Origin of the sequence: Mycoplasmopsis gallinacea (genome assembly GCF_900660495.1) — a bacterium.
Lineage (GTDB): Bacteria > Bacillota_I > Bacilli_A > Mycoplasmatales > Metamycoplasmataceae > Mycoplasmopsis > Mycoplasmopsis gallinacea.
Genome location: NZ_LR214950.1, coordinates 483,717 through 505,075 on the forward strand (window position 1 = coordinate 483,717; position 21,359 = coordinate 505,075).

Consider the following 21,359-nt stretch of genomic DNA (forward strand, 5'->3'; position numbering starts at 1 on the left):
CTTTAAAATATATTGAAAACATCTTATTTTTAATTCAAAAATGTATAATTAAACCTATGGGAATTTATAAATTACATTCAAATTATGAGCCAAAAGGTGATCAACCAAAAGCTATTAAAGAAATAGTTGAAAACATTAAAGACGGAATTGATCAACAAGTGCTTTTAGGGGTTACAGGTAGTGGTAAAACTTTCACTATTGCCAATGTTATTAAAGAATTTGATAAGCCTGTGCTTATTCTTTCGCATAACAAAACTTTAGCTAGCCAGCTTTATAGCGAGCTTAAATCATTCTTTCCTGAAAATGCAGTTGAATATTACATTAGTTATTTTGATTACTATCGTCCTGAAGCTTATATGCCTACAACCGACACTTACATTGAAAAAGATTCAAAAACTAATGAACAAATTGAAATTTTAAGAATGAGTGCAATTAACTCACTTTTAACAAGAAAAGATACTATTGTAATTGCTAGTGTTAGTGCTATTTACGGGGCTTTAAATCCTGAAATTTATAAAGATAGTTTCTTTAGATTCTATACCAGCATGAAAATTTCAGTGAAAGAATTTACCAAAAGATTAATCCAAATCAAATATGATCGAAATGATGTAGATCAAGCACCTGGAGAATTTACTGTGAAAGGTGATAACATCATCATTAGACCTGCAGATAGCGAAGATAAAGCAATTCGGATTAGCTTTTTTGGTGATGAAGTTGATGAAATTGCCGAAGTTGATCCAGTAACTAAAAATGTTATTAAAAAAGTTAATATTTACAATTTATCACCTGGGGATGCTTATGCAACTGATAATTCAATTTTTGATATTGTAATACCAAAAATTGAAAAAGAGCTTGAAGATAGACTTAAAGAATTTAAAAATGAAGGTAAGGTTTTAGAACTTACCCGGCTAAATCAAAGAATTAAAAATGATATCGATGATATGAAAGAATTTGGAATGTGTAAGGGGATTGAGAATTACTCAATGTACCTTGACCAAAGAACCTTTGGTGAAAGACCTTATACCATTATGGATTATTTTCCGAAAGATTCACTGATGTTTATTGATGAATCGCATATGTTTGTTCCACAATTAAATGCAATGTACAAAGGTGATCGTTCACGTAAAGAATCACTTGTTGAATATGGATTTAGATTACCTAGTGCACTTGAAAATAGACCCTTACAATTTAATGAATGAGAAACTGAATTTAACTTCAAAAAAATTTTTATTTCAGCTACTCCTGGGGATTATGAACTAGATCAAACAAACGGACTTGTAACTCGTTTATATGTGCGTCCAACAGGTTTACTTGATCCAGAAATCATTATAAAACCTACCAAAAACCAAATTGAAGATATTTATGATACCATTATTACTCAGCGACAAACAGGTGAAAAAACTATTATTTTAACAACTACTAAAAGAATGGCTGAAGAATTATCTACTTACTTAATTGAAAGAGATATTAAGGCAGCTTATATCCATTCAGAGCATAACACTTTTGTTAGAAATGAAATTCTAAGAAAGCTTAGATCAGGAATTTATGAAGTTGTTATTGGAATTAACTTACTTAGAGAAGGGATTGACCTACCGGAAGTATCTAAAGTTATTGTTCTAGATGCTGATAAAGAAAGCTTTATGCGTAATGCACGCAGTTTAATTCAGATTACGGGGCGTGCAGCTAGAAATGCAAATGGTCAAGCTATTTTCTATGCTGATAGTATTTCAAAAAGCATGAAAATTTGCATCGATGATAACAAAGAAAAACGTGAATTACAAATTGCATACAATAAAAAACACGGAATTGTTCCAAAAACCATTATTAAACCTATTGCAGAGCCAATTCATGGTCATGACATTATGAATGCAGTTGAATTAATTCTTGATAAGCAAAAAAAATCTGGAGATTCACAAAAAATGAACAAAAAATCAAAAGATATGCTTATCCAAGAAATTAAAGATCAAATGAATGAAGCAGCTAAAGCTCTAGATTATGAAAGAGCAATTGAACTTAGAGACATTCTTTTAGAATTGCAAAAATAGCGCAAAAAACTTAAAGTTTATAGCTTTAAGTTTTTTTCAAGTTTCCCACTTAGTAGTATAAATTTATCAATTATTTAGATTTTTTGTTTCTCAAATTATTTATTTTGATTTTCTTTATTGCTTCCTTTGACACTTCAAAACTAAAGGTTTCAGAGAAAATTTTAGTTTGGTCACCAATTTTGCTTAAATAATTAGCGATCTCTATTACCTTTATTTCTTCAGTTGTATCAAATATAAATTTAAAATATACTTTTCTATTGTCAAATTCTTTACTAAAAATACGTAAAGCATCATAAATTGAACTAGTGAAATTTCTCATTGATATGAGAAATTCTTTATTTAATTCTTCTTTTTTAAAATCAATAATTTTAATAGTAATTAAAATATGATGATTTTTCTCTTTTGAGATAGCATATAAAATTTCTTCAATTATTTCTTTAGATTTTATAACATCTTCGTGAAAATTTAATTTGTCCTTGTATTGTATTTCACCACCAATTCCATATGATTGAATATCTTTTTTATTTAACAATATGAAAACTACAAGAACAATAAAAGATACAGATAATAAACCTAAAAGTGAAAATCCTATATAGATGAACACATTTCTTGATAACTCTTCATTTCAAATCCCTAAACCTTGGAACACATCAAAAAAGATGCTAGTAGAAACAAATAATAAAGCAAAAATTAAAGTACAAATATAAATGTATTTTTTAGTTTTTCTTACTTTCTTTATTTCTTTGTTCTTTTTAGTGTTTTCTGATTTTAAAGCTGTATAAACTTCTCCTAAAAGATCATTGTTATTTAAACAATGAATTGTTAGATCTGAATTTAATTGTTTTGATTCTAAATATTCTTTTATTTTTTGTTCTCAGTTTTTATCTCTATGTGAATCCTCGACTATATTTTTCACATATACTAAAGCACTTTCTAAATTTTCTCTCTTTTTAATGTTGTTCAATAACATTTTAAATTCTTCACTTTTATCAGGTTTTGTTTTACTAATGAGTTCTAAAATAACATCTCTAAGTTCAATTTTATAAGACTCGTTTAAAGAAAGCAAAATATCATAACCTGCATTTTCTTTGTTTTTATCTTGGATTTCTTTTCATTTTTTTAAATCATCACAATTAATGTCTTTTAAACCCACTTTTTCGTAATATTGTTCTAATTCTTCTTTTTTGTAAGGCGATTTAATATAACCATTTTTTGATAAATTTTCTTTTATGATGTTTTCAACCACATCTTTATATAAAGATTTATCTGCTTTTTGATCTTTTTGCTCTAATTTACCTTTTTCATGTCCATTATCATTTGAATAAGTTGATTCAGAACCAAAGAATTTATACTCTGTTTTTTCACTTAACAACTTATCAATTTCATTATCTTTTAAATCAAAATTACTTTTGAATTTATCAATATCACCTTTTTTTGTCTTAATATAAAGAAGAAAAAGATTGATTAAAAAGAAAAGAGTTTGATCAGATACATCTTTTGAATAAATATCTTTGTAATATTTTCTAGTTTTATTTATTGTTTCTTTTAATGAATATTCTTTTTCAGTAATTTTTTTGTTTTCAACACTCATAATTACCCTTTCTTTAAAAAAATATAGTAAAAACTAAGTCTTAAGACTTAATTTTTACTATATATTTGGTTACCTTTTCTACAACGTCATTAATCCCAGGACAATGTGTTTCATTTGGGAAAAATAAGGCAAATGTACCCGGTGTAAGTTCAATTTCCACATCTTTATTTGGTTCATTAAAGAACACAACATCATTTTCTTTGTTATATTCTGAAATAATAGTTGTAGTTTCAAGTTGTGTATGTGGGTTATATACAATTTTTTCAGGCTGAGCTCCATAAAGGTGAATATCAAAGTGATTGTGGTGAATTTCACAAATTGGATTAGCATATCTTCGAGCATCAAATGTACCTTTTTTGATAAGTACATTTTCATTAATTGTAGTTACTCCTTCAGGAATTTGTGTGTAATCATTTTCCATCAATCACTCAATTGAAGCATCTAAATCTTTGCTCATTCCTTTGTATTTTTTTAAATTTGTTAATTTATCAAAAATCATAATTATTCCTTAAATAGTTTGTTTGTTTTTTTATATTCAAATTCTTTAGCAGTTTCTTCTAATTTTTCGATGTAAAAAGCATCATCAAAATATTTAGCTGGTTGAGCATTTACTCATAAAATGACTAAATAATACACAAGGATTTTTTGTTGAATTAAGTATTCTTCTCAATATGAATCATACTCATTTAAAAAGACTTCCTCTTGTTCTTTAGTTAAATGAGCAGAGCAAATAAAGTAAGCAAGATCAAAGTGCTTATCACCCATTGTTGCATATTCTCAATCAACAAAATACAATTTATCGTTTTTATCAATTAAGAAGTTAAATGGAAAAAGATCATTATGAAGTGGTCTATTTTTTAGACTTTTAGCAAGAATGTTATTAATTCTTCTGAAATATTTATCAATTACTGGAATTTTTAAACCTTTTTCACGAATGATTTTTTGATAGTGTTTTACCCTTGCGGCTAAGTTATTTTTCGGAAATTCAAGTTTTGAATCATGCAAGGTTTTAAGATTTTTAGCGACTTGAATTAATAATTTATCATCTAAGATAACTTCCTTACTATCAATTCACTCTCAAGAGATGGTATTTTGATTATTTTCGATAAGTTTAGGCACAAAATCTAATTTAGATAAAAGTTCATAATTGATTTTGTGATTAAATCCATTGTATTTCTTCTCTTGCATAAAGACTTTATCATCTACTTTATACGATTGATTTGTATATCCTACTTCAATTTTTGTTTTCATAGACCTCCTCATTGTGACAAATTCATTAAGTTTAATAATTATATTAAAAACTTTATTTATATTGCAATTTCGGTTGTGGAAATTATTTTGGTATAAATTATGGAAATTATTCCATTTTTAGCTAAAAATATCCTATTAGTGACCACAATTAAGAAAAAAATAAGCAAATACTATACAATTATTAGAGTAAAAAAATTTTTCAATAAATAGATAGAAAGGAATTATATGAAAATTTTAGTTGTTGGCGCAAACCATGCAGGTACATCATTTTTAAGAACACTTAAGACATTAAATCCTAATGCATAAGTAGTTGCTTATGATAGAAATACAAACACTTCATTCTTAGGATGCGGAATTGCTTTATGAGTTGGTGGAGAATTTGAAAGTTCAGAAGGTCTTTTTTACTCATCTCCAGAAATTTTAGTAAAAGAATATGGTGTTAAATTAAAAACAAGTCATGAAGTTATTAAAATTGACAAAGATAAAAAAGAAGTTGTTGTTAAAAACTTAGAAACTGGTGAAGAATTTGTTGATAATTATGATAAATTAGTTTTTGCTGGTGGAACATGACCAATTGAACCACAAATCAAAGGAAAAGAATATAAAAACATTATGCTTTCAAAACTTTTCCAACACGCAGAAGAAATTGTTGAAAAAGCAAATGATAATAAAATTAAAGATGTTGTGGTTGTAGGAGCTGGATACATTGGGGTTGAGCTTGTTGAAGCTTTCCACTTAAAAGGTAAAAATGTAACTCTTATTGACTTACAAAACAGAGTTGTTCCAAACTACTTTGATTCAGAATTTACTGATGTAATGGAACAAAATATGGCTAAAGAAGGTATTAAATTACAACTTGGCGAAAAAGTTCAAGAATTTAAATCTAAAGACGGAGAGCACGTATCAAGTGTTGTTACAGATAAAGGTGAATACAAAGCTGATTTAGTGATTTTATGTATCGGATTTAAACCTAGAACAGATGCTCTTGAAGGTGTTGAAAAATTACCTAATGGTGCAATTAAAGTTGATCAGTTCCAACGTTCAATTAGCGATGAAAACATCTATGCCATCGGTGATTCAGCAGCATTAAAAAATGTTGTAACAAATGATTATTCACACGTAGCTTTAGCAACAAATGCTGTAAAAAGTGGTCTTGTAGCTGCTCTTCACTTAATTGGTCTTAATGTACCATTCCCAGGTGTTGCTGGAACAAATGCAATTAATGTTTTTGATTGCCACTATGCTTCAACTGGACTTACAAAAGAAGCTGCTCTTAAAGCTGGAATTGAAGCTGCAGAATCAGAATACTGAATCGACAATGATAAACCAGAATTTATGAGAGATCATGAAAAAGTTGCATGTAAAATTACATATGAGAAAAACACATTTAGACTTTTAGGAGTGCAAATTGGTTCATGAGGTAAAACAATTCATACAGAAGTTATCTATATGTTCGCACTTGCAATTCAAAAAGGATTATCACTTCCTGAAATTGCTTTAACAGACGTTTACTTCCTTCCACACTTTAATAAACCATTTAACTTCTTCTTAATGCCAATGCTTAATGCACTAGGAATCAAATACAAAAAATAATAATTTGCAAATCAAAAACCAATTAGTAAAAACTAATTCCTGAGTTTCCAAGTTACAACCTGTAAAAAAACGAATACATCTACTATATAGACGTATTCGTTTTTTTGTCTTAAAAATTACTAGAACTATTTATCTAGTATGTTGTAAAAATCACTATATATTTTGTTTAACTCTTTGTGTGATGGATCTAAATTATTTGTAATTTCCGATACTACTTCATCATTTACTATTTTTTGAGTTATAGTTATAAGTTTTAAAGCATCTATAAATTTGTTAATTGTAATTTTCTGAATTTCTCCATTTGTTTCATAGAATTTTTTCAGTTTAAAGATTGAATATTTTAGAACAACAAGAGATAAGAAACATAAAAATACATGCGCTAGAATATGCTCTTCTTTATGAACAAAAATAGGTCTAATTTCAAGTGATGATTTTAAAATACGAAAACCTTCTTCTATTTTTCATTGTTGTCTATAAATTTCATTTGCTTTTTCTGCTGATAAATCAAGGATATTTGTTTCTATCATATAAAATCCATCTTGATCAGCTATTTTCTTTATTTTGTCATAGTTTAATCTTCCAACTGTGACACCATCTACATCCATATATTTTCTTTTGTATTCTGGAACCAAATCGCTTAAGCATATTGTTCCGCCAATTGATTTTTTATTAATTCTATCTATAAGGTTTTTTCTTTTTACTTTATCTAATGTTTCTTTTGAAGGACTAAAATAAACAATTTGTTTTCTGTAATTACCATTAAATCTTTTCTTATTTCAAGAAGATTCAATAATTCTTTCTTTAGAAAATATATTATTTATGCACATATAATCTTTATCTTGAACTATAAAGTTTCTTGATTCAGCATTTAAATTATCAATTCGTTTTTGAAATATAAATTTATAACCTTTTTGTTCTAAAAATCTAATGTTTGCACTTTGACTTAACCCTCTATCAGCAATTACAACAACATCTTTTATGTTATAAATTTTCTTCATTTCAACTAAAAATGTTATTAAAGTTTGCGAATCAGCTGTGTTTCCTGGAAAAACTTTGTAGTGAAAGGGAATTCCATTGTTATCTGTGGCCATTGCTATTACGATTTGATCTTCATTGTGTTTTCCATCTTTTGAAAAACCTTTATTTCTTATTCCGCTTCTTGAAAAGCTCTCAAAATAAACTGTTGTATTATCAAAATGTATAACTTTTTCATTTCTATCAGTTAACTTTTTCAATTTATCATAAAGATTTAATAGTATAGTGTTTTTGTTTTCTAAAAAAATATCTAAGTAATTATAAATAGATGACTTTTTAATGTTTAAACCTTGGATAAAGTCATTTTTATTTTTGTATTGACAAATATAACTTCTAGGGAAAATTATTCTTGTTCCTATTATAAATTCGAGCACTTCTTGAAGAGATTTGTGTTTTGAATTTGGTAAAAAACTAAACAATTCTAATTCTTTTATAACTTTATAAATTAAATCGATACCAATGTTTTTAACATTGGTTCGTACTGACATTGGTTCCAATAGTTCAAAAAATTTAGATTTTACAGCTTTTTTATCTGAACTCACTTCTATAAGTTTGGCTAGTGGTTTTATATCTTCCAAACTAGAAAGAGAATATTTTTCTTTAATTTCTTCTCAGTATCCTACACCAACCATTTGACTAATACCTTTACCATAACCATTAGAAACTGCTAAACCAAGATAAGTTCCTTTTGACTTTTTTGTTTTGCATAAAATGTAATTACTCATAATTAAATTATATCATATAGTTTGAGTAGTTTTAGTAAAAAAGATATTTTTTATTAAAAAATACTCATATACTTTAGTATATGAGTATAAATTTTTCCTGATTGCAAAGTTGCTCTTAACTTGGAAACTCAGGATATGTTCGCACTTGCAATTCAAAAAGGATTATCACTTCCTGAAATTGCTTTAACAGACGTTTACTTCCTTCCACACTTTAATAAACCATTTAACTTCTTCTTAATGCCAATGCTTAATGCACTAGGAATCAAATACAAAAAATAATAATTTGCAAATCAAAAACCAATTAGTAAAAACTAATTGGTTTTTTCATTCATTTTTTTATAAGCTTCTATGAGTTTATTTAAATCTATTACTCGAGTTGAGCCACCTGTATATTCATTTAGATCAACAGGTAATTCAAAACCTAATCTTTTAGTTGGGTAAAGAGTTTCTATTGTTTTATCAAAAGACTTAGCTTGGTTTAAATTATCTGCGTTATAGAAGATGTTATATCTATAATTAAACATTAAAAGTGAACCTGAATTGGCATATTTTCTTGAATAATACTTTTCAAAGTATTTAAATTCACTTGTTATTTTAGTAGGCAATCAAAAACCATTGTTTTCACTTGTTCCAATAAAAATATTTGGAGATGAATTGATTTTTTCAACACTTCCTTGAGCTGATTTTTCAAAATTAGTTCCAGATGGTATGATCATTGAAGATAAATCAATGTATTTTTTTCCGTTTAACTCAAAAACTTTTTTATCTTCGAAGAAATTAAATGAAATTTTGTTGATTAAAAAAGTTTTAAAAGAATCAAGTAATAAATGTTTATTGTTAGTTTGAATATGCTTAAATACACTTTGGTTGTTTTGAATATCATAATAACCTGAATCTTCATTAAATTTGTTCACATAATTTTCTGAGAAAATGTTATTTTCTTGGCTTATTGAAGTTCATTTTCTCGCTTCTTCTTCGCTTTCGAAATTAACTTCAATGATTGCATAATCTAGATAAGAATGAAGTTCAGAATTTTTATATTCTTCTGGTAAAAAATACTCAAAAGGTGTCATTTTAATACTTCATTGATCTCTTCCGTCTTGAATCACTTTTGCTTTTACTGTTTTGTCTTCTAAATTAGTATGGAAAAGTGTTAAGTCAAATTCTTCTTGATCCATTTGTTCAAAGAATAAGTGACCTGCGGATAATAAAAATCATTTTGTTGGATATTCGCCTTCATTATCTAGTGATAAATAATTGATGAATCTAGCATTACCGATTGTAGTTTCTTGGTTGCTATTAGTAATTTTTATTCCTACCGAATTATCAATTTTATGATTTTGAGATTCAAGCAATTTATAAGAGACGTCTCTTTTTAAAAATCCGCCAATAGATATTGTGTATATTTTTTTGTCAGAAAAATCAGAAATTTCTTGTCCATCTCAATTTTTTGATTCAATTAAATAAATTACTAAAATTCCTTGGTCTTCTAATTTTTCAAGCCCATAAACTTTATATTCATCATAGATTGAATTATCATAAAAATATATCAATGAATCTATATTTGTAAGAGTTTCTATTTGATCTACATATTTATTTTTTATAACATTTTCATATAATTCGAAACTTCTTTTAAAATTATCAATTTTTGTATATTCTAAATTATCAACTCTTGAAACGCTATAAATGGTGTTTTTAGGGTTTTTTAATCTAAAACCTGGTCTTTCTATTATTTCAAAATCTGTGACGTCTCAAATTGAGCAACTGGTTAATGAAACATAAGAAATAATCGGCAACGACAAAAAACCAATTTTTTTTATGAATTTTCAATATTTTTTAATCATTTTATGCCTTTTTAAATTCAATTTTGTTTCCAAAATTAAACTCATTGTTAGGTGATAATAAAGTATATGGCAATTCACTTATATGCACAAATTTATCTTGTTGATAATTGTATAGTGATCTTGAAATGTATAAGTCAGGATATGAGAATCATCCATCAGTAACTTTTCAAGTTACACCATATTTTAAATTGTTGCTGAATTCTAATGCGGTTGCGATCATTACGTCTCTGTTGTTTTTCATTTGGTATTTTCAATCATTCAATCCGTGATCATTGAAATTTTCATAAATTGTTTTACCGTTTCCTGTTACATGTGATTTTAAGAAAATTTCTAAACCAAAATATGCTAAAGCTACAAGAGCAACTGGTGTTCCAATTGTGCTTGAAACCATTAAGAAACTAGTGATTACTGCATTAACTGTTGAATTTACAAAATTTGCTAATGCTTTTACGTCGATATAATCGGATCTTATGGTAGAAAAAACATCTATTAGTGCAATTCCTGCTGATACAATATGATATGTTCTTATTAATTTACTAATCGCAGTACTTACACCAGGTCACAACTTGGTTAATGATGATACTTTGGATGTTCCACCACCAACATTGAATACTTGTTTTATGTATTGTAAAAGATCAACTACTTTAGGATGGCTTGCTATTTTTGAAAATGTTGTTCCTAATGAAGATTTTAAAGTTGAAAGAAAAGATGAATAGCTATCAAAATTTAAAACTGATATTTTATTTGCTGCTTTCAGAAATTTTATTAATCTTAACGAAGTTATAATTTCATTATTTTTTTCTTTTGCTTTTAAGTTTCTCATTTGTACGTAAGCTTTAGATAAATATGGATTATTGTTAAAAACTTTTTCTACGAATTCAGAATAATCTACATCATACATTTCATTTTCTTTACCAACTTCAGTAATTTTAATTGAATCTATGAATTCATCTTTGTTTGACATATTTTCCACTTTGTTCATAGCATTTGAGATGAAATTTTGCAAAATAGTCATATTAGATCAAGCTATATATGAAACGTCAGCTTCAAAAACATTATCAGTTATAGTAAATAAATCATATCCATTTTTAGTTATGTGCTCACCTTTGTATAAAACATCATAATCAGGGATGTTAGGATTATTTCGTGCTTCTATATATTTTGTTAGAGACCAAGTTCTTCCTGTTTTTGTTTCTTTTCCTTTATCTTTTTCTCTTATTAAAAATCTTTTATATTCAGAAACTAAAATCTTCTTTTGAAATAAAGAAACATTTAATAACATTATTTTATTTAATAGATTTTCGATATTTTCAAAATTGCTAATTGTTTGTATAAATCCAAGTATTTCTGGATTTTTTTTCATTAGTTTAAATTCTTTTTGGATTGATTCATAATTTTCTTTAATAAACTCTGAGTTATCTGAATTAAAAAACTCACTTAATAAAATCATTTCTTTTTTGTGTTGATCTATATTTGCTTTTTCTTTATTTATTGTCATACTTATAATTGGTGAAGATGATAATAAAACACCTCCAAATAAAATAAATTTACCTAATTTTTTCATAAAATCTCCTTAATTAGAATTCTTTTGTATTTTGAAACCTAATGTTTTATTAGGGTAAAGTGTCTCGAATATTTTGTCAAAAGATTTAGATTGGTTAAGTTTCTCATTATGATTAAAAATATCATATTTAAAGTTGGACATTAAATAAATTCCTGCATTTTCACTTATTTTTGATGAGAAAACATCTTTAAAAAATTCAAATTCTTCAACTATTTTTGTCGGCATTCAAAGACCTGATTTTTCATTAAAAGCAATTTTTATATTTGGTATAGAATTTATTTTTTCGACAACACCCGATGATCCTTGTTTAAATTTTGTGCCTGATGGCATTATGGAAGTTGATAAATCAACATAATAGGTTCCATTTGAATTAATAATTTGATCATTAGCAAAAAATTGAGTTGAATTATTAATTCTAAGACCAAAGTACACTGGGTCAAATAGATAAAGCCACTTATTTTCTGTATCTATATATTTAAAGACATTTTCTCCATTTTCTAGATCGAAATATCCTGAAAAAGTGGAAAAATTATTTCTATATGAATCAGAAAAAATATCGTTTTGTGGTTTAGTAGAAGTTCATTTTTTGGCATCTTCTTCAGTTTCAAAATTAATCTCTATAATTGCATAATCTAAATATGTGTGCAACTCTTTATCTCTATATTCTCAAGGTAAAAATTTTTTAAAAACCTCTGCACTAAAATTTCATTGGTCTCTACCATCTTGAATCACTTTAGCTTTTACTGTTTTATCTTCTAAATTTGTATGGAAAAGTGTTAAGTCAAATTCTTCTTGATCCATTTGATCAAAGAATAAGTGACCTGCAGATAATAAAAATCATTTTGTAGGATATTGGCTTTCATTATCTGGTGATAAATAGTTTACAAATCTAGCATTTCCTGTTGTCATTTCGTTATCTGAATTTAAAATTTTTAAACCAACGGAGTTATCAATTTCTTTTTCTCTTTTTATAGACACAGGAATATCTGGTGTTTTTTGTTGTTTAAAATCGTCAATTTGTATATTTTCAAAATTGATATGAGAAAAATCTGTTATTTCTTCACCATTTCAATCTTTTTTATCAATTAAATAAATAATTAAATGGCCTATTTCATCAAAAGCTTCCACTCCATACACATAATATTTTTGATACAAATCGTTTGACTTAAATTCAAGAATTTCATCAATATCATCTATATTTTTAATATCACTAGCTTTTTTATTAATGATGCCATCACGTTTATAATTATAAAATTTTAAATCCATTGATGTAGGAGGGACATATTTATAATCTAAATTGTGATGCATTGATAAGTTATAAAGTTTTTGTATTGGTGAAGATTCTTTAAATGTTAATTTCTTTTCTTCTTTTGAATTTGCAAGTACATAAGCTAATCCAGTGGCTGCAGCTACTGTAGTTACTAATGCACCCGAGAATAAAAACAATTTCCTTTTATTAAATTTCATAATCTTTCCTTTAACTTTTTGATTATACATACTTATGATTTTTATTTATTTTTAGTTTTTTAATCGAAAAATCTAAAATTACATAGCTTTCTAACGTTTTCTAATTTTGACTCTAAATACTTTTGTTCAAAAAAGACCTATTAATGGGGTTAAAACACTTCCGAATACAAAGATAACGATATTTAAAAGTACAATAACAAAAGTATTTGTTCCTTTATAGAAAAGTGGGTGTGTGAAGTTTAAAAATCCATAAATGGTCATATCTAATTCTTTAGTTAAAGTCACATTTTCTTTAAGTGGAACATTTTGTAATTCATTATGAATTGGCAATGCCATAAAGAATGTTATTAAAGCGAAGAAGTAATAGCAAACCATTGTGATAAGACTTAAATAGATTGTTTTTCTAGATACTTCAAGTTCTTTTCTATTCATAATTCAAACCACAAATCCTAAAATAGGATTTACTGCATGGATTATGAATGTATTAAAGAAATATAAAGGTGTGAATTTTTTAAGGTCTGGTCCAAAAATTAAGGTTCAATAAACCACGAAAGTAATTGTGATATAAACAATTGCTAAAAATAAAATTTGTTTAACAATGTAATTTTTAGGGTGAAATGCATAAATAAAAAGGGCAATAACTAAAAATGTGTTGCTTAATCAAGTAAAAGTAAGGTTTGTTCTTCAAAACATTCCAAGAGTTTTAATACCGTGTAATTCACTTTTTAATAAAAATTCTCTTTCACTTGCTTGAAGTAAATTAATTTTCTCTATTGTTTTATTAGAAATGATATGTCAATTAATTAAAGTGGATGCAATTAAGACAAAAAGTGTCATTAATGCAATTAAAAATACAATTTTTTGCATTTTTGTAAAAGAATTGTATTTTTCTTTTAAAAATAATGTTAATTTCATAGATTGAATTATAAGCAAATAAAAGCATATTAAAAGAAATTAAACAAATATAATTTTAAATATGGAAAATAAAGCATATAAATTATTAAAATCACTATATGAAAGTAAAATTCAAAAAAATTTAAGGTTTTCTTGAGAAACTATTCAAAAAGAAATCTTAGAAAATAAAGAAAAGCTAGATTCTTTGAAAGCATTTTTTCAAATCGGAGAAGAACTTGAGTTAATTGAGTATGAAGGTTCGTTATTTTTAATTGAAATGGGAGTAAATTCTCCAAGTAGAAGAAGTTTTTGCTATGATGAGCAAGCACGAATTACTCGTAAAAAGTTTGCTCCAGAAAATTCCGCTTTAGAATGATGCAAACAAAATAATGTCTCATTAGTTGATGAAAAAATGTACTTTTTCATCCAAGATTTAAAAGATATCGATCTTAAAACTTCTTCTTGGATTTTAACTGATATTTCATTAAGAAATTTAGGTGGTGCAATATTTGGTGATAAACGATATGGAAGAACTTTTATCTACCATAACGGGGCAGATTCATACTATTCTTCAAGGGGTTTTCGCACCTACATAAAATTATTGTAAAAATGTTTCTAGTGTATTTAAAACCAGGGAACAATCGTTAGTTATATTTGCTGCTGGTGTGTTATAATTTAGCAAATATAAATTTACTTTTATTTAAATTTTTAAGGAGAAAAATGTCAGCAATTAAAAAAATTCACGCACGTGAAGTTTTAGACTCACGTGGTAACCCAACAGTTCAAGTTGAAGTTTACACAGAATTAGGTGGATACGGATCAGCAATGGTTCCTTCAGGTGCTTCAACAGGAACAAGAGAAGCTCTTGAACTTAGAGATAAAGGTTCAAAATATGAATCAAACTGATTTGGTGGAAAAGGTGTTATGTTAGCTGTTGATCACGTTAACCAAGACATCGCTCTAGTAGTTGAAGGGATGGAAGTTACAGATCAACGTGGAATTGACCTTGCTATGATCAAGTTAGACGGAACAGAAAACAAAGCAAAACTTGGTGCTAACGCAATTTTAGGAGTTTCACTTGCAGTTGCTCGTGCAGCAGCAAACGAACTTGATTTACCACTTTACAAATATCTTGGTGGATTCAACGCTCACCAATTACCAGTTCCTATGTTAAACGTTATTAACGGTGGAGAACACGCATCAAACACAATCGACTTCCAAGAATTCATGATTATGCCAGTTGGTGCAAAAAGCCTTAGAGAATCATTACAAATGGCAAACTTTGTATTCCACAACTTAGCTAAATTACTTAAAAAAGCTGGACATGGTGTTCAAGTTGGAGACGAAGGAGGATTTGCTCCTAACTTCAAATCACATGAAGAAGCTCTTGATTTCTTAGTTGATGCTATTAAAGAAGCTGGATACGTTCCTGCTCGTTCAGGAGAAAAAGCTGTTGCTATTGCAATGGACTGTGCTTCAAGTGAACTTTACAACAATGGTGTATATACATTTGGTAAATTAAAAGCTGCTATCGAAAGCAAAAAACCAGGATTTGAACACTTAGAAGGTGTTAAATTAGAATATACAACAGATGAAATGATTGATTACTTAGGAAACTTAGTTGCTAAATACCCAATTATTTCTATCGAAGATGGTCTTGCTGAAAGTGACTGAGCTGGATTTAAAAAATTCACAGAAAAATACGGAAAACAACTTCAAATCGTTGGTGATGACCTTACAGTTACAAACACAGCTATTTTAAAACGTGCTATTGAAGAAAAATCAATGAACTCAATCTTAATCAAAGTTAACCAAATCGGTTCATTAACAGAAACATTTGACGCTATCCAAATGGCTCAAAAAGCTAACATGACAGCTGTAGTTTCTCACCGTTCAGGAGAAACAGAAGATTCAACAATCGCTGATATTGCTGTTGCTATGAACGCTGGACAAATCAAAACCGGATCATTATCACGTACAGACCGTATTGCTAAATACAACCGTTTATTAGCTATCGAAGAAGAACTTGGAAACTCATCAGAATTCCAAGGTGTTAAATCATTCTACAACATCGAAGTAAAATAATCCAAAATTAGTACATAGAGCGTAAGCTCTATGTTTTTTAACAGCTTTTACCACCATAATATAGGCAAATTAGGTTTGAACTCCCTTAACTTTTACATTCAAAAACTAATTATTTTAATCTCAAAACTAAGCAAAAATCAATATTTTTTATAATTTTCAGGCTCTTTTATTTAAATTCAATATAATTTATAAAATAGGAGAAATATAGTGAGTTACAAGGCTTTATATAGGAAATATCGACCATCAAATTTCGAAGAAGTTGTTGGTCAAGAACACATAGTGGAAACGCTTAAAAACATTATTAAAAATGACAAAGTAGGGCATGCCTATCTTTTTAATGGACCAAAGGGAACAGGTAAAACTTCAGTAGCTAAAATTTTTGCTAGCGTGCTAAATTGTGCCCACCGTAATGATTCATTAAATCGATGCAAGGAATGCAAGGATAATCTTGCTAATAATTTCGACATTATCGAGATGGATGCAGCTTCAAATAATGGGGTGGATGAAATTAGAGATTTAAAGGAAAAAATCGAGCAAGCCCCAATTAATTCAAAGTACAAAATTTACATCATCGATGAGGTGCATATGCTTTCTAAAAGTGCCTTCAATGCACTTTTAAAAACTTTAGAAGAACCTCCAAAGCATGCTATTTTTATTTTCGCTACAACTGATCCACAAAAAATTCCACTTACAATTCTTTCAAGACTTCAAAGATTTAATTTCTTAAGAATGACTAATCAAAATATTGTTAGCCACCTTCAGAAAATCTTTAATTTAGAAAATATCCAGTATGAAGAAAAAGCCTTAAATGCAATTGCTAACCTGTCTTCTGGAGGGATGAGAGATGCTCTTTCAGTATCTGATCAACTTGCAGCATTAGGTAATGGTAAAATCACTTACAAAGATGTTTTAAAAACCTTTGGGATTATTTCTTCAAGCACTATCATTGAATTATTACAAATAATAGCTGGCGGTGATTCATTTGAACTTATCAAAAAACTTAATCAACTTTATGTTGAAGGAATTGACCCACACCAACTTATCTTTTCTTTAATTAATGCGACTAAAGAATGAATTATTTTTAATAAAACTGGTGATGAAAAATACTTGGAGCATTTTTCAAAAGAAGATTTTGCTAACCTTGAATTTTCTATCGCTATTGCTTTAGATCTTTCTGAGCAATTTTATGATATCTTCACTAAAATTTTTAAATCAGAAAACCCTTTTCAAATTATTGAACTTGGACTTTTAAAAGTGCTTAATCGCAGTGATAAAAGTGGGAAAAAAGAAACACCTATTATATATCAAAAACCTGTGATTGAAGCTCCTAAAATGCAAAGCCAACCAGTTAGAGAACCTGAATTTGTTGATGATTTTTATCATTATCAAGAGTCTTCATATATTAAAAAACAAATAATTGAGCCAGCGGAGCTTCCTAAAGATAAACCGACAATTAAAATAGACATGAAAGCTATTGATAAAAGCTTGAAAAAAATTGATGCCGAACCAATTCAAAATATTTCTAAAGAGCAAAGTGTTTTAAGTTTAAATGGCGGAGATGATTTATTCACACCAAGACAAATTATGGAGCTTTCAATTTTTAAAAAAGCTCAGCCTGATTATGCTCAATTCGAAAAAATATACAAATCAATTTGTGAAAACACAAAAAACGAACTTAGTTTTTACCTTTCTCAATTACCTGATAAAAAGGCAAAGGAAGTCATTGAAAATATTGCTAAAACCACTGTAGCAGCTGGTTATAGTGATTTTGTGGTTTTAGAATGCCAAGATGAAAAAGTTCTGAAATTCTTTAAAGAAAACTTAGGTAAAGCTTTTTTCAAAAAAACAATCAAAGATTTTTTTCAAAAAAATCTTTATGTATATCCAATTTCTACAAATCTTAAAAAAGAAGCCATTGCTCTTAGAAAGAAAAATCGTGATTTAGAAGTAAAAAATGTTGAGCATATCAAAAACTTTGATAACATTTTAGAACACAGCTCAAATGAGTCTAATTCGATCGTTCAAAATCTTTTTGGAGATGATGTGGATTTTAAATTAGAAATTAGAAAATAAATAGGAGAATTTATTATGTTTAGCCCAAATATGTTAAAGCAAATGAAAAAAATGCAAAAAGAATTAGAAGAAAAACAAGCAGCTTTTGAAGAAAAAGAATTTTCTGCTGAAAAATACGGTGTAAAAGTTGTTGTTAGTGGTGCATTTGAAGTCAAATCAGTAACTATTGATCCTGAATTATTAGAAGATGGTGATGTTGAATCATTACAAGATGTTTTCTATGTAGTTCTTAATGAAGTGTTACAAAACATCAAAGATGAGCAAGCAGAATTAACACCACAAATGCCTAGCGGAATGCCATTTTAATGTTTAATTCACCAACAATTGAAGAGTTTATTGAAAAGCTCAAAAAAATACCTGGAATATCCAAAAAACAAGCTGAAAAAATTGTTTTTTGAGTTTTAAATTCCAACGAAGAAGATGTTAATTCTGTTTCTAATTATTTTAAAAAAGTTAAGGAAAGAATTAGCTTTTGTCAATTTTGTTTAAACGCAAAAGAAGATGATTTGTGCTACATTTGCAATGATCAAGACCGAAAAAATACATTAATGATTGTCGAAAGTCAATTAGTAATTCAAAAAATTGAAAATGCTCGTTTTTATAATGGGAAGTATTTTGTTTTTGAGAAATTATTAAAAGAAGAAAATGATACTCAAAAAGTAATGCAAATTATAAGTAAGTTAAAAACGTATTGCCAAAGCTTTGATGAAGTAATTTTGGCCATTTCTCCTACTTTACAAGGAGAAATTACCAATGCTCTTATCAAAAAAGAACTTGAACCTTTAAATATTAAAGTTTCACAACTTGCTATTGGAGTTCCAATTGGAGCTTCAGTTGATTATATGGACGAATTTACTTTAAAATTTGCACTTGAACATAGACAAAAATAACGAAAGGGGTGCCTATGTTTATAACTTTTGAAGGACTGGATGGATCTGGTAAAACTACAACAATTGGGAAACTCGCACAAGAGTTGCATAAAAAATTTCCAGAGTTAAATTTAGTATTAACAAGGGAACCCGGAGGGGATAAGGTTCCTGAAGCCGAAAGAATTAGAGAAATTATTTTAGATAAAGCTTCTGATTTATCAGATATGGCCGAAGCTCTTTTATACACCACAAGTAGAAGAATTCACTTAGAAAAAGTGGTGTGACCTTCTTTAAAAGAAAAGAAATTTGTAATTTGTGATCGTTATATCGATAGTTTTTATGCTTATCAAGGTTATGCACGGGGACTAGATCTAGATTTTATTAAACAAATCACTACTTTAGTAATTCAAGATGCTATTCCAGATCTTACTTTCTTTATGGAATTTACTCCTGAGGAAGCTCATAAACGTAGAGAAGAAACTCGTTTAGTTAAAGATCGAATGGAAAATGAAAAAATGGCTTTTCACGAAAAAGTGTATGCTGGATACAAAGAATTAATTAAGAAAGATCCAGAGCGTTTTATTTTAATTGATGCTTCTAAAACGATGCAAGAAGTTCTAGAAAAAGTTTTTGATAAACTAACAAATCACCCTAAATTTAAGGAATATTGTAATAAATATGTTAAGTCACAAAGTAATTAATGACTTAAAAAACGCGAAAGCTAATAATATGCTTTCGCATTTATACATTTTAGAAGCTTCTCCAAGTTTAGAAATTCAGAATGATTTATTGCTTTTTTTAAACGAACTTTTTGAACTTAATTTAACATCTTTAGAACCAGAAAACTTGGCTCAAAATTTATATTATATCGATGGTAAAAATCACAAAATTGAAAAAGAAATAGTTGAACAATTTTTCTATAATGCTTCTTTTAGAGAAAGCGGAAATCAAAAAGAAAAAATTATCTTGATTGAAAATATTGAAAATGCTTCTTTAAGTGTGCTTAATAGCATGCTTAAAAATATTGAAGAACCTACCGATAATCTTGTAATCATTTTAACTACTAATAATATCAATAAAGTTTTGCCAACTATAATTTCTAGAGCTCAAGTAATTAAAATAATTCCTGAAAATCCAGTAAATATTTATAACCAAATCAACTTTTTAGACGATAATATTCATAAAATATTATGTTCTTTAACATTTGATAATTTTGAAAAGCTTCAAAACTTCTCTTTCAATAATAAAATAGATAGTCTTTTAAGTGAATTTTTAGTAACTGTTCAAAATTCAACTAAAAATAAAGAATATTTATATCTTTATCTAACTAAAAAGCTTACTAAAGAAAATTGAGAGCTTAATAAGTTTCTCTTAAAAACAATCATTGTTTTAGTAAAACAAACTTGAAACTTCTATCCTTTCAACGTCAGAAAAAGTGACATTGAAAAACTTAATAAACTTAGCAACAAACTTAATGAAGCAATCAAAAACCCTTTCTTAATAATTGAAACAATTGAGAAATTCTTTACCAAAGCTAGAAAAGAATTAAATTTTAATATTAGTAAAGAAAACTTTTTAATCGAAATAACGGAGTGTTATGGCTAAATTATATATTGTAGGTACCCCAATTGGTAATTTTGATGACATTACCCTAAGAGCTTTGAAAACACTTGAAAAAGTCGAGTATATTGCTTGCGAAGATACTAGAGTTACCACTAAATTACTAAGACATTTTGAACTTCCTGAGAAAAAACTTTTTTCTTATAACAACTTTAATGAAAGAAGTTCAAGTAATGGAATTATCAAGTTACTTGAGCAAGGAATTGATGTAGCGCTTGTTTCTGATGCTGGTATGCCTGTTGTTTCAGATCCAGGTTTTGAAGCAATCAAGCAAGCAAGAAGTAATAATTTTGAAGTAGAAATCATCCCTGGAGTTAATGCTGCTATTACTGCTTTTGTAGGTTCTAATTTTAGTAGCACCTTTACCTTTTTAGGGTTTTTAAAAGATAAAAGCAACCAAAGAAAAAATGAACTTGCAAAGCTTGAAATTGGAACATACATTTTTTACGTTTCTCCCCATAAACTAGAGCATTCCTTATTAGATATTAAAGAAGTTTTTGGTGGAAAAGAGCAAATTTGTCTCTCAAGAGAACTTACTAAAATGTATGAAACTTGATACTACGGAAATGCTAAAGAAGTTTTGGAAAAACTTCTTGCTAATAATGAAATTAAGGGTGAATTTACTTTGGTACTTAATATCCCTAAAATCAAAAAAGAGAAAGTTTCTAAATATGCACATTTAAAAAATCAATAGCGATTTTGC

At 27.7% G+C, this 21,359-nt stretch carries 17 protein-coding genes and 2 pseudogenes; 11 read left to right on the forward strand and 8 right to left on the reverse strand.

Annotated features, from left to right (window positions below):
• The first annotated feature begins 56 nt into the window (after positions 1-56).
• Entirely contained in the window at positions 57-2,045 is a 1,989-nt protein-coding gene (uvrB, locus tag EXC51_RS01840) for an excinuclease ABC subunit UvrB (protein ID WP_129620253.1), read from the forward strand.
• Between the two features lie 70 nt (positions 2,046-2,115).
• On the opposite strand, the gene EXC51_RS01845 is transcribed toward uvrB, so the two are convergent.
• Genes EXC51_RS01845 through EXC51_RS01855 form a run of 3 tightly spaced genes read right to left on the reverse strand, consistent with a single transcriptional unit; the run spans position 2,116 to position 4,887 of the window.
• Positions 2,116-3,636, reverse strand: coding sequence for a hypothetical protein (locus EXC51_RS01845; protein ID WP_129620254.1), 1,521 nt, complete (start codon positions 3,634-3,636; stop codon positions 2,116-2,118).
• Between the two features lie 40 nt (positions 3,637-3,676).
• Complete coding sequence (locus EXC51_RS01850; protein WP_129620255.1) at positions 3,677-4,135, reverse strand: YhcH/YjgK/YiaL family protein; 459 nt, start codon at positions 4,133-4,135, stop codon at positions 3,677-3,679.
• Between the two features lie 2 nt (positions 4,136-4,137).
• A complete protein-coding gene (locus EXC51_RS01855) occupies positions 4,138-4,887 on the reverse strand; it encodes a phosphotransferase (RefSeq protein WP_129620256.1) in 750 nt (249 codons plus the stop codon).
• 225 nt (positions 4,888-5,112) lie between these two features.
• Between EXC51_RS01855 and EXC51_RS01860 the strand changes: the two are divergent.
• Positions 5,113-6,480, forward strand: a pseudogene (locus tag EXC51_RS01860) (FAD-dependent oxidoreductase).
• Between the two features lie 125 nt (positions 6,481-6,605).
• Here the strand turns inward: EXC51_RS01860 and EXC51_RS01865 are convergent.
• Positions 6,606-8,240 (reverse strand): IS1634 family transposase, encoded by a 1,635-nt coding sequence (locus EXC51_RS01865; protein ID WP_129619974.1) that lies wholly within the window; start codon positions 8,238-8,240, stop codon positions 6,606-6,608.
• A gap of 123 nt (positions 8,241-8,363) precedes the next feature.
• Between EXC51_RS01865 and EXC51_RS01870 the strand changes: the two are divergent.
• Positions 8,364-8,519 (forward strand): annotated as a pseudogene (locus EXC51_RS01870) (FAD-dependent oxidoreductase); the annotation flags it as partial.
• A 32-nt stretch (positions 8,520-8,551) separates the two neighbouring features.
• Here the strand turns inward: EXC51_RS01870 and EXC51_RS01875 are convergent.
• The 4 genes from EXC51_RS01875 to EXC51_RS01890 form a co-directional block, all read right to left on the reverse strand.
• The gene (locus EXC51_RS01875) at positions 8,552-10,084 is read right to left on the reverse strand and encodes a hypothetical protein (RefSeq protein WP_129620257.1); all 1,533 of its coding nucleotides are present in this window, start codon (positions 10,082-10,084) and stop codon (positions 8,552-8,554) included.
• 1 nt (position 10,085) lies between these two features.
• A complete protein-coding gene (locus EXC51_RS01880) occupies positions 10,086-11,648 on the reverse strand; it encodes a hypothetical protein (protein ID WP_129620258.1) in 1,563 nt (520 codons plus the stop codon).
• 9 nt (positions 11,649-11,657) lie between these two features.
• Positions 11,658-13,115, reverse strand: coding sequence for a hypothetical protein (locus EXC51_RS01885; protein WP_129620259.1), 1,458 nt, complete (start codon positions 13,113-13,115; stop codon positions 11,658-11,660).
• 90 nt (positions 13,116-13,205) lie between these two features.
• The gene (locus tag EXC51_RS01890) at positions 13,206-14,030 is read right to left on the reverse strand and encodes an MAGa3780 family membrane protein (RefSeq protein WP_129620260.1); all 825 of its coding nucleotides are present in this window, start codon (positions 14,028-14,030) and stop codon (positions 13,206-13,208) included.
• A gap of 61 nt (positions 14,031-14,091) precedes the next feature.
• Here EXC51_RS01890 and EXC51_RS01895 point away from each other — a divergent pair, with 61 nt between their 5' ends.
• The 8 genes from EXC51_RS01895 to rsmI all read left to right on the forward strand — a co-directional run bounded on the left by EXC51_RS01895 (position 14,092) and on the right by rsmI (position 21,350).
• Positions 14,092-14,616 (forward strand): DUF4256 domain-containing protein, encoded by a 525-nt coding sequence (locus EXC51_RS01895; protein ID WP_129620261.1) that lies wholly within the window; start codon positions 14,092-14,094, stop codon positions 14,614-14,616.
• Between the two features lie 113 nt (positions 14,617-14,729).
• Positions 14,730-16,094, forward strand: coding sequence for a phosphopyruvate hydratase (gene eno, locus EXC51_RS01900; RefSeq protein WP_129620262.1), 1,365 nt, complete (start codon positions 14,730-14,732; stop codon positions 16,092-16,094).
• 207 nt (positions 16,095-16,301) lie between these two features.
• Complete coding sequence (gene dnaX / locus EXC51_RS01905) at positions 16,302-18,167, forward strand: DNA polymerase III subunit gamma/tau (protein ID WP_165001814.1); 1,866 nt, start codon at positions 16,302-16,304, stop codon at positions 18,165-18,167.
• Positions 18,168-18,182: 15 nt separating this feature from the next.
• The gene (locus EXC51_RS01910; protein WP_129620264.1) at positions 18,183-18,473 is read left to right on the forward strand and encodes a YbaB/EbfC family nucleoid-associated protein; all 291 of its coding nucleotides are present in this window, start codon (positions 18,183-18,185) and stop codon (positions 18,471-18,473) included.
• Positions 18,473-19,057 (forward strand): toprim domain-containing protein, encoded by a 585-nt coding sequence (locus tag EXC51_RS01915; RefSeq protein WP_129620265.1) that lies wholly within the window; start codon positions 18,473-18,475, stop codon positions 19,055-19,057. Before EXC51_RS01910 ends, EXC51_RS01915 begins: the two co-directional genes overlap by 1 nt.
• A gap of 14 nt (positions 19,058-19,071) precedes the next feature.
• Complete coding sequence (gene tmk, locus EXC51_RS01920; protein WP_129620266.1) at positions 19,072-19,737, forward strand: dTMP kinase; 666 nt, start codon at positions 19,072-19,074, stop codon at positions 19,735-19,737.
• Positions 19,715-20,641 carry an AAA family ATPase gene (locus EXC51_RS01925; protein WP_129620267.1) on the forward strand — a complete coding sequence of 309 codons (927 nt, stop codon included), beginning with the start codon at positions 19,715-19,717 and terminating at the stop codon, positions 20,639-20,641. Before tmk ends, EXC51_RS01925 begins: the two co-directional genes overlap by 23 nt.
• On the forward strand, positions 20,634-21,350 hold the full coding sequence (gene rsmI, locus EXC51_RS01930; RefSeq protein ID WP_129620268.1) for a 16S rRNA (cytidine(1402)-2'-O)-methyltransferase: 717 nt from the start codon (positions 20,634-20,636) through the stop codon (positions 21,348-21,350). The genes EXC51_RS01925 and rsmI overlap by 8 nt, the downstream gene beginning before the upstream one ends.
• The last annotated feature ends 9 nt before the right edge of the window (positions 21,351-21,359 follow it).